The sequence below is a fragment of the Psychrobacter sp. T6-1 genome (genome assembly GCF_052258445.1).
Genome location: NZ_JBQQFC010000079.1, coordinates 1 through 9,864 on the forward strand (window position 1 = coordinate 1; position 9,864 = coordinate 9,864).

A 9,864-nucleotide genomic window follows, 5' to 3' on the forward strand; every position below is an offset into this window, starting at 1 on the left:
GTAAAGATCGTTATCTGGCGGATATCCCCAAAGTCATGCGCGATTTGCTCTTTGAGCTTGAATGGTTGGGCACTCATGGCGATAATGCTATTAAGCAAGTCATACTTCCATTTAGCACATGGATGATAGAGACCGTATTACCCGCTTATCAAAGTAGTTTTTCTCAGCAGTATATTTAGATTTACCATACAAATTCACAACATCAGGGAGCAGATATGTCTGCAATAACGCAAGCCATGATTTTGGCAGCAGGTAAAGGGACACGTCTGCGGCCGCTTACGCTTGAGACACCAAAACCACTCGTTGAAGTCGGCGGACAGCCTTTGATTGTCTGGCACATCAAAGCGCTGCAAGCGGCTGGTATTACTGACATTACAATCAATACCTCGTGGCTTGCAGATAAGTTAATGGACACTTTGGGCGATGGCTCGCAGTTTGATGTGACATTGCATTGGTCAATCGAAGAGGAGGAGCCATTAGAGACCGCGGGCGGTATTTTTCAAGCATTGCAAGCGGGTAAGCTCAAAGACGCGCCCTTTATTTTAGTCAACTCCGATGTATGGACGACTTATGATTTTGGTCAGTTAAAAGACTATGAGCTTGGCAGTGACCAAAAAGCACATTTGATACTCATAGATAATCCTGAGCACAATAATGGCGGTGATTTTGCTATTAATAATGGTCTGGCGAGCGAGCAGCCGATAGGGGACGCGGACAAATACACCTTTGCTGGAATCAGTGTCATGTCGCCAAGAGTGGTTGATGGCCTAGTGCCAGGGCAACCTGCCGCACTTGCGCCACTACTTAGGCAGGCCATGCTAAAGTTTCAGGTCACAGCAGAGGTTATCAAAGACAATTGGATAGATGTCGGCACCCCTGAGCGTTTAACGCAAATCAATGAGTTTCTTAAAAATGATACTATAAAGGATAAATCTGACTCTTAAGTATAGTACATTGAACGACGACGACTAATGACGATAAAGGGCTGCGCTATTATAATAGTGCAGCCTTTTTGTTAAGGGTTATGATTTAGAATTTTGATAGATTAATTAATTACAGTGAGCGTAGAACGCTCGTGCGTTATTAAATTTGTCGCAAGACACAGATTTTGATAATACTATATACTATAATGTAATATATAATTATTTAATATAGAGGTGCTGTCCTTGTACAAATCACAGCTAGGCAAAGGTTAGCATTATCAAAAGCTAGACATCAAAAAGGAATGACTATGATATTTAAACAACTGTATGAACCCCTCTCTAGTACTTATACCTATTTGATAGGGGACACGAGTACCGGGCAAGCGGTATTGATTGATCCGGTCATTGCGACGATGGATCGCGACCTCGCTGAGCTGCACAAACTTGGCTTGAGTCTAGCTTATACCATTGATACGCATATCCATGCTGATCATATTACAGCGGCGCTGGAGATGAAGCGTGAGGTGGGTAGTCAGATTGCAGCGCCTGCTTATGATCGACTGGCGTGTGCAGATATTGGCTTGGAGGACGGCATTCCCTTTGAGCTTGACGGTATCACTTTGCATCCTTTGCATACGCCAGGGCACACCGCTGGACATTTTGCTTATCTGTATGATGGACGCGTATTTACAGGAGATGCCCTACTTATTGAAGGCTGCGGCCGCACTGATTTTCAAAATGGGGATTCAGACGCCCTATATCACTCTGTGAGAGACAAACTGTTTTCTTTACCTGATGAGACACTCGTTTATCCTGCTCATGATTACCAAGAGAGGTTTGTATCTTCAATTGCGCAAGAAAAAAAGCGTAATCCAAGGCTAGGCGGTGATACGACGATAGAAGAGTTTAGAGTCATTATGAACAATCTAAACCTGCCGTATCCTAAATTTATCGATCATGCGGTACCTGGCAATCAGCAGTGCGGCGTCTGTCCAGAGGATTTGCCTGAGAACTTGGCAGGATATTGTCGCCAAATGACCCAAAGTCCGCAGGGCTAGCTTATTCTAAGACTAACAAGCAATCGTCACGCAGCAGGTAAACATAAAAAAACGCAGCCTTGATAATCAAGACTGCGTTTTTTGTCACTAGTAGATTTTAAACTCCCATTGCCAGCTTAATCAGCTGCGCAATAGTAAAGATGACCAAAAACCCTGCCAAATACAAGCCCACAAACCAGGCCCATTGGCTTTGTTTTTTACTTAGTTTTTTCATAATAGCATCCTCTTTTATAACTACCCTATACTCTCAGCTGCACGCATTGTCTGTAGCATAAACATCAGTACATAGGATTGTGATCAGATTTGCCTTTAAACGTATAGTACGCAAATGCGGTGTAGCTCAAGATAATTGGCAGCATGATGACCGCGCCTATGAGCATAAATGACAATGAGGTGTCGGCGGCTGCCGCCTCATAAATGGTCATCTGATAAGGCACTATATAGGGGAATATGGCAAAACAGACACCGATATAACCCATTAAAAACAGCGCTACCGTCAATAAAAAGGGGCGATATTCACGTTCTGTTTTTAAGTCTTTACGCATCAAAAAGAACAAAGCCAATACGATAATCGGCATAGGCGCAAGATATAACAGACCTGGGAAGCCAAACCAGCCCTCAAGCGCGTCGATATCAGAGAAGAACATAAAGGCGGTGACGACTATCATCGCGACCACAAGCGCTAAGAGCATCCAGCCTGAGACTTTGCGCGCCCAGACTTGTAGGGTATGTTCGGTCTTTATGATGAGCCAAGTGGACCCAAGCAGCGCATAACCGATAATCATGGCAAAGCCGCAAACGATGGAGAAGGGCGTGAGCCAATCAAACGGACCGCCAGTGTATAAGCGGTTGCTAGCCTCTAACCCTTGTACTAAGGCGCCAAGCATAATGCCCTGCGAGAAGGTAGCGATCACTGAGCCTACAAAGAAAAACGTATCCCAAATATGGCGACGGGTATTGGCTTTAAAGCGAAACTCAAAGGCCACGCCGCGCATAATGAGTCCAAAGAGCATAAAGGTCACTGGTAAATAAAGACCCGTCATAATAATACCGTACGCAACAGGGAAAGCGGCAAACAAACCGCCGCCACCAAGCACTAGCCAAGTCTCATTACCATCCCAAAAGGGCGCAATAGAGTTCATCATCCGGCTACGGTTCTTGTCTGAGCCTGCAAAGGGGAACAAAATACCGCAGCCTAAATCAAAACCATCGAGCAGCACATAAATAAAGACCGATAGCGCGATAAGTCCGCCCCAGATAAGGGGTAAGTCTAATACATCACCGAAGTTAAACATTAGCGTAATCCTCCATCATCGACATCGTCAGCAGGACTGTCTAAGTTCTCAGCATCCTTATCTTTAGTGTTCTCTTGAGGCGCATCATCACCGCTCAAAGCGCGGCCTTGAGCCTCGGTCACAGAATGATCATAGTAGGTATCCTCAGAAGGATCCTCGTACGGCTTAGGCCCTTGAGTAATCAGGCGGATAATATAAAAGCTACCTGCGCCAAAGACAAAGATATAGAGTACGATAAAGCCAATCAAAGTCGTCGCCACTTGCTGGGCTGCCAGCGGTGACATGCTCTCGCTAGTACGAATCACTCCGTATACAGTCCACGGCTGACGTCCTGTTTCGGTGACGAACCAACCCGCGAGCAGTGCTATAAAGCCCATCGGCGTCATAAACATCCAAGCCCTATGGAACCATTTGCTATCAAGATCAAACTGCTGTTTTTTAAAGTACTTATAGAGACTAAATAGACCAACTAGCACCATCAAAGTACCGATACCGACCATAACTCGGAACGACCAAAATACAATAGGAACAAAGGGTTGATCCTCTGGTGCCCAGTTCTTAAGACCTTTGACTTCACCGTCTAACGAATGCGTCAAAATAAGACCTGAGAGATAAGGTATTTTGACTTCAAAATGGTTTTTTTGTGCTTCTTGATCAGGAATGGCAAATAGCACTAGAGGTGCGCCGCGCTCATCCTCCCACAGTCCTTCCATCGCAGCTACTTTGGCAGGCTGATGCTCTAAAGTATTCAAACCATGCATATCGCCTATGAACACTTGAGCGGGCGCTACAAAGATAGCCATAATCATCGCCATACCTAACATTACGCGGCCATGCTTGCGATGCTCTTTGTGTTTTTTGGACTGTAGATAATAAGCACCGATACCGCCGATGACAAAAGCAGTGGTCAAAAATGCTGCCGTCATCATATGCGCATAACGATAAGGGAATGAGGGGTTAAAGATAATCTCAAGCCAATTGGTAGGATAGAGAAGGCCATCAGCGCCCATCATAAAGCCCTGCGGCGTCTGCATAAAACTATTGGCTGCCAAAATCCAAAACCCTGAGATAAGCGTACCGATGGCGACAATTGCTGTCGAGGCAAAGTGCATGCGCTTGCTGACGCGTCCCCAACCAAACAGCATAATCCCTAAGAAGGAGGCTTCTAAGAAAAACGCGGTCAGAACCTCATAGGCAAGCAAAGGCCCTAGTACGTTACCAGCCTTGTCTGAGAATACCGCCCAGTTGGTACCGAACTGATAAGACATTACCACGCCTGATACCACGCCAAGACCGAAGACCACGGCGAATATCTTGACCCAGTGTTTATAGACTTCAGCGTAAATAGGATCACCCGTTTTGAGCCAGCGAAATTCTAATACGGTCAGCCAACTGGCAAGACCGATAGAGAACGCGGGAAAAACGATATGAAAGGAGATGACAAAAGCGAACTGAATACGCGCTAGCATGAGCGCGTCCATTTGGTCGATCATAAATGCAGCGAACATAAGCGCTTACCTTTATTCGTGAGCAAAATAGCGCAAGCTTCCGTGATACGCCCAAGTTACTAACCGCAGCTTAAATACAAGTAGTACGGTCAATAGCTAAGATTTGGCTGTGAGTATGAATAAGCTAAACGGATGGACTAATGAGGTGACCATAACGGCTTAACTTAAATTAATAATTTATATCCTTATAAATTAATAAGTTATTGTTAATCAAAGTTATATTAAAAGTTTGTATTCACTTATTATGCGCTTGTACCCTAGTTGCTGCAAGCTGAAGGTTATACACCTATCAGTCACTTATAACCTACAATAGGTATTGAAAAAATCACACATAAATAAGCCTAAAATGCCTTTTTGAATGTATAAACTTCTATTATTTGAAGCTATAGTGACTCATTTTACGCCGATAACCCTCTTATAACTTTTAATATTATTTAATATATATTATAGTAACGTATATTAAAATATACTTAAACGCAATACTTTTTTAATCGCCTAAGCTTATTGCTCGAGTTGAGTATGCAAGATTCGGCGCAGGGTCAAGATAGTTTGCGGACTGGTCTGAATACTATGTCCACCATTGATAATCGTCTCAGAGGCAGCTCCCTCTAGATGCGCACTGGTATAAGGCACAATGCCATCTGATAAGGTTTTGGTTAATGCTTGACTAATATCGCCATCAACACGGACCGCAGCAACAAGTGGTAGAGACTCTACTGCATCATTGACATCGTTATCAACAACGTCATCTTCACCTGTTACTGTCTCTTTAGGTTGCGGCTGTGATAGATCGATTTTGACGCCATCGGGCTGCGCTTGTGCAAGCCCTTGAGTAATGTCGGAGTCATTGCTGGCTATAATGGAATGGTAAGTGACGCGATCATTGATTTTGATGTCTTTGGTTAACTGAATAAAAGAGGATTGGTCACTGAGCTGACTGGCACCATTTTGCAAATATAATGCGCCTAAAGGATTCTGTGCCAAATCACCTTGGGTTGCGATCGTAGCTAAGTTTTCAGTGACCGTTTTGACAAGTCCGACGGGCAAATAGACAATACGGCGCAGCGCGCGAGTAAACCAGCGATCCGCGTAGTCGGTACCGCGAAAGGGCGCAGACAAAAATACGGCAGTGTCAACTTGCGGCAAAGCATGCAGCTCAAAGCGCTCTTTTAACTGCTCTTCACCAAAGGACTGTTTGAGCGCCTCACGTATTTTATTTTTTTCGCTAAATGTGAGCTGGTTTTGATCATCGAGTCGATCTAAGTCATCGACCAAGTTGTCGTCTGAGAGCATCATGCGAGCGATAAGCGCGCCCATACTATGACTGACAATCACACTGTTTTCGCTCGCGCGATTTTGTCCTTTAGGATCGGTTTGCTCATAAGTGCTATTGATTAGACGCTGTATTTGGTAGCGGTTTTCTATAATAGGCAAGTTGGTTGGATAAAATATCTGCCAAACTTGGTAGTTATCACGCAGCAGAGCATCGTTCAAAATATCATTGGTTAAATTGACCCAAGTAGCAGGGCTTGAGGCAAGACCATGGAGCATAATAATCACGCGCTTATCAGGATCATAAGGCTCAAGCATGAACAGTTTGGGCAAGCGCGCATCTGGCTGGCGCGTAATAAGATTGAGATAACCTACGCCATCGAGCTGGTTTTCAGCAAGCCACATCCCGTACCCTGCAGAGAAGTTCGCCGCCAAAGGATAGTCATCATTTAAGATATTGACGCTCTCGCTGCGATATGGGTTGTACAGATGGATATCGAGCTGACGACTACTTAGAGCGTCAAGCACGCTGTCGCCAGCAGGCTTAATCAGTCCCGTTAAGAGCAGATGACCTGTAGGATAAATGCGCGAGCTTGGTGGGCTATCCTTGCTATCAGCTTGAGCGCTATCATCGGTCAGTCTTCCTGATATTGAGGCTTTGAGTAAATCACGAATAGTGGTGGTATAACGATCATCCAATGACGCTACAAGGCTAATACCCAAGCCTGAGCGCTTACTGATTGAGTTCATACCGGACAGGCGTATCTCATAAGTTGACACTAAGTCTGCCAAGGCTGAGGTCTGCTCGCGGGCATTTTTTAGATAGTTGCTCTCATTAGGCAGATAGATATCGAGATGATAATCATCAACGTCTACTTTCATCACTTTAATCTGATCAGTGAGCTTGCCTTTTATTGGTGCAAGGTTAGCGATAGCGGCTTGTTTTGAGGTATCATCATCGGTAATTTTGGTCGGTAGATAAGTCACGCGCGTACCGTCAGTCATCTTATTAGGGTTATCGGAGGACTTATATAACTGGGTAATAATATCGTTGCTGGCCGCGTTATAGATGTCTTGAGTTTGAATATCGGTATCATTTGGAATGCGGTTTGGCGCGCGCATTGTGTCTTTATTGCGATTAGCCGCCGCGCTATCATCGCTAAAGTCATGCTCTAGGCTGTCAAAGAACAGATAGGTATAGCTGGTTTTGATCGCATCAAACAGACGTTTTTGGTAGTTGGTTAAACACTGCTCAGTATTTTGCTGCTGCGCTTTTAGCTCCTCTTTAGGTACAGGAGCATTGGCAAAATAGGGATCGATTGGCGGGCGTGCTAGGGCATCGCGGCAGGCTTGAGAGTCACCAAGCTGGAGCGCTTTGGCATAATGCAATTCGGCATAAATTGCCAAGGCAGGACGGTAGTTTTGATTGAGCATACTCTCGTTAAGCTGAGCTAGGCACAGCTCAAAATTTTGAAAGCACGCTTGCTCATTGAGCCCTGCTGACAGCAAAGTTGAGGCAGTATCGCTGCTTAATTTATTATCAGTAACGATATTGCCGCGCTGCGCCTCGATAGTTTTAGAGGAGGCCTGTTTATTAACAGATACCGTACTACAGGCGGGGAGCACCATCATAGCGACTATCAAAGGAGCCAAGGACCATTTAGGCCACAGTGATTTATTTATTGAGGTAAGCGCAGTAGCAAAGGTGGCAAATGACATAAATCGTCTCAATGGCGAATAATGATTATTTTTATAGTAGGGCGCGACAAGCATCTTGCATTATATAAGAAAAAAGACTCCGATATAGACAAAACTAAAAAAGCGTATTTGCCCTAATAGAGATAAAATATCAATATAGAGCAAATACGCTTAGTGTTGCAACTCAAATGCGCTCACATTGTTGCTATTGCATCAGCTTGCTGGTTTTACGTTGATATCAGGGGCAGGGATGTCCCAGATGTAGAATTTGCCTTCTTCAACGAGTTTGATCTGCTGCGGGATAATAGGGTCGTTGGGCATCTTTTGCTCAAGTCTGCGCAAGCGATCTAAAGCCTGACTACGGCGATCGCTAAGCAGATCTGACTGCGCCAAGCTTTGCTCAGCTTCGGTATAATTGAGCGCGACTGCGCGATCGAGATACTTTTGACCCTCTTTAAAGCCGCCGCCCTCTGAGAGCATCATACCGTACAAGAAGTTGGCTTCACCGCTCTCAGGATTAACTTTGATTGCGCGATCCACGTAGCGACCGCCGCGTATCGCATAGTCTGTACCCAAGTCCAAGTTACGACCCATACCATTTAACTTAGCCGCACGAATAAGTACGTCATAAGAGGCATCTGGTTTACTGGCATAGGGCTCAATCCAGTCTGCTAATACTTTGATTTTTTCGCGCGTATAGTGACGCTGCGAGCGGTTCGGAAAGTTTGGCGGATAGTGACGCGCATTAGGGGAGACATCTTCAATAAAATCATCTAATAAGCTTACGTCCAGCTTATCGATACCTGAGATTTGCTGCGGGATAAGGACTGTTTTTACAAAGCTAATATCAGAGAGCTGTACTTGCGGCGTTGGGATATTGGAGAGCTGACCACTGCGAAGATCAACGCCTGTGGCACTAGTAGGCGTGCGCTCAAAAACACGAGTGGTTCCGGCAATCTCTGCTGGTACAGGTATCGCCGCCGCTCTTGGTAATTGGTTGATGCTATTTTGCGGGCTTAGCGGCGCGGTATTAACATTGACAGTAGCATTAGTGCTGTTGTTGGCAGTCGTAGGCTGCGCTAAACGAATAACGCGCTTACTTGAGTCAATAGCACTAGGCGCACTGGCATTAGTGCCATCGTTTTCAGCGGCGCTAGCAGGCGCTCCTATCATCATCATGCATGCGGCTATAGCAGTCAAAGTCGCTATTTTGTTTTTGTAGGTTGTCGTTGTAAGCTGGCTCATATCAGTCATTACCTCTAAGTGTGGTTGAAGTTATTTTTTGTCCTTATCACTAGCAAGTCGCTAAAATTGCTAAGTATAAATCGATGCTCCGTTTTAGGGATTAGTCCTCTAAAATTATGATTAATAAGCTATTCATCTTGCTTTAGTTGCGCATTGGCAACAGTTATACATGATAGGCCGCCGCTTTCATACCGTTTGCAAGCCAGCGCATTGTAAGGCGTACAGGAGGCGAGAGCGCCGCGCCGCCGCTTTGCAGTGCCAATTCGCGATGATGCAGCTCTTCGATATCCATTTGCGCTAGAATCTCTCTTGAGCGTACATCTTGCGTGGGCAGTTTGCCAATGTGATCTTGCAAATGCTCACTCACTTGCGCCTCAGTCTCAGCAACGAATCCTAAGCTAAACTCATTAGAGATCGCGCCTGCTACCGCCCCAAGACCAAACGACATACCGTACCACAGCGGCGTCAGTAGACTGGCATGACTACCAAGCTCATCTAAGCGCGTCTCGCACCAGACCAGATGATCGATCTCTTCAAGAGCGGATTGGTGCATCGCTTCTCGGACACCATCATCTTTTGCCGCAAACGCTTGTCCATGATATAGACCTTGAGCGCAGACCTCGCCGGTGTGATTGATGCGCATCAGCCCCGCCACATGACGCGATTCTGTAATGCTCAGCTCAGGAATGCTATCGTCGCTCACCGGTAGTGGACGAGTGCTTGGGTTCGAGTGTGGTACGATCGCGCGTAGCGCCTTGTCGACGCCAAGCAGCAACTGATCAACCTTGGATAACGGACGCGCTGTCATATCAAACTCCTGATATATCTATTAAATCGGTATGGGCAGTAGCTAATGAGTAAATAG

At 45.5% G+C, this 9,864-nt stretch carries 8 protein-coding genes; 2 read left to right on the forward strand and 6 right to left on the reverse strand.

Features of this window, described 5'->3' with window-relative positions:
- Positions 1–215 precede the first annotated feature (215 nt).
- Both murU and ACTXGO_RS06330 read left to right on the forward strand, forming a co-directional pair.
- Positions 216–944, forward strand: coding sequence for an N-acetylmuramate alpha-1-phosphate uridylyltransferase MurU (murU, locus tag ACTXGO_RS06325; RefSeq protein ID WP_443573737.1), 729 nt, complete (start codon positions 216–218; stop codon positions 942–944).
- Between the two features lie 287 nt (positions 945–1,231).
- Complete coding sequence (locus tag ACTXGO_RS06330; RefSeq protein WP_435950670.1) at positions 1,232–1,981, forward strand: MBL fold metallo-hydrolase; 750 nt, start codon at positions 1,232–1,234, stop codon at positions 1,979–1,981.
- Positions 1,982–2,078: 97 nt separating this feature from the next.
- Here ACTXGO_RS06330 and ACTXGO_RS06335 read toward each other — a convergent pair whose 3' ends face one another.
- The 6 genes from ACTXGO_RS06335 to coq7 form a co-directional block, all read right to left on the reverse strand.
- Positions 2,079–2,195 (reverse strand): DUF2474 domain-containing protein, encoded by a 117-nt coding sequence (locus ACTXGO_RS06335; protein WP_317199706.1) that lies wholly within the window; start codon positions 2,193–2,195, stop codon positions 2,079–2,081.
- Positions 2,196–2,259: 64 nt separating this feature from the next.
- Entirely contained in the window at positions 2,260–3,276 is a 1,017-nt protein-coding gene (cydB, locus tag ACTXGO_RS06340; RefSeq protein ID WP_317199707.1) for a cytochrome d ubiquinol oxidase subunit II, read from the reverse strand.
- Positions 3,276–4,784 carry a cytochrome ubiquinol oxidase subunit I gene (locus ACTXGO_RS06345; RefSeq protein WP_435950673.1) on the reverse strand — a complete coding sequence of 503 codons (1,509 nt, stop codon included), beginning with the start codon at positions 4,782–4,784 and terminating at the stop codon, positions 3,276–3,278. Before ACTXGO_RS06345 ends, cydB begins: the two co-directional genes overlap by 1 nt.
- Positions 4,785–5,285: 501 nt before the next feature.
- Positions 5,286–7,775, reverse strand: a complete 2,490-nt coding sequence (locus ACTXGO_RS06350; RefSeq protein WP_443573740.1) for an esterase/lipase family protein — start codon at positions 7,773–7,775, stop codon at positions 5,286–5,288.
- A 192-nt stretch (positions 7,776–7,967) separates the two neighbouring features.
- Positions 7,968–8,999, reverse strand: a complete 1,032-nt coding sequence (locus ACTXGO_RS06355; RefSeq protein WP_443573742.1) for a tetratricopeptide repeat protein — start codon at positions 8,997–8,999, stop codon at positions 7,968–7,970.
- A gap of 163 nt (positions 9,000–9,162) precedes the next feature.
- Entirely contained in the window at positions 9,163–9,807 is a 645-nt protein-coding gene (coq7, locus tag ACTXGO_RS06360) for a 2-polyprenyl-3-methyl-6-methoxy-1,4-benzoquinone monooxygenase (RefSeq protein ID WP_317199710.1), read from the reverse strand.
- Positions 9,808–9,864 lie beyond the last annotated feature (57 nt).

What these genes read in the sequence shown, in the direction of transcription:
- ACTXGO_RS06355 (WP_443573742.1), bottom strand. Translation starts at nt 8,999, where the DNA reads ATGAGCCAGCTTACAACGACAACCTACAAAAACAAAATAGCGACTTTG.
- ACTXGO_RS06330 (WP_435950670.1), top strand. Translation starts at nt 1,232, where the DNA reads ATGATATTTAAACAACTGTATGAACCCCTCTCTAGTACTTATACCTAT.
- coq7 (WP_317199710.1), bottom strand. Translation starts at nt 9,807, where the DNA reads ATGACAGCGCGTCCGTTATCCAAGGTTGATCAGTTGCTGCTTGGCGTC.
- ACTXGO_RS06335 (WP_317199706.1), bottom strand. Translation starts at nt 2,195, where the DNA reads ATGAAAAAACTAAGTAAAAAACAAAGCCAATGGGCCTGGTTTGTGGGC.
- ACTXGO_RS06345 (WP_435950673.1), bottom strand. Translation starts at nt 4,784, where the DNA reads ATGTTCGCTGCATTTATGATCGACCAAATGGACGCGCTCATGCTAGCG.
- cydB (WP_317199707.1), bottom strand. Translation starts at nt 3,276, where the DNA reads ATGTTTAACTTCGGTGATGTATTAGACTTACCCCTTATCTGGGGCGGA.
- ACTXGO_RS06350 (WP_443573740.1), bottom strand. Translation starts at nt 7,775, where the DNA reads ATGTCATTTGCCACCTTTGCTACTGCGCTTACCTCAATAAATAAATCA.
- murU (WP_443573737.1), top strand. Translation starts at nt 216, where the DNA reads ATGTCTGCAATAACGCAAGCCATGATTTTGGCAGCAGGTAAAGGGACA.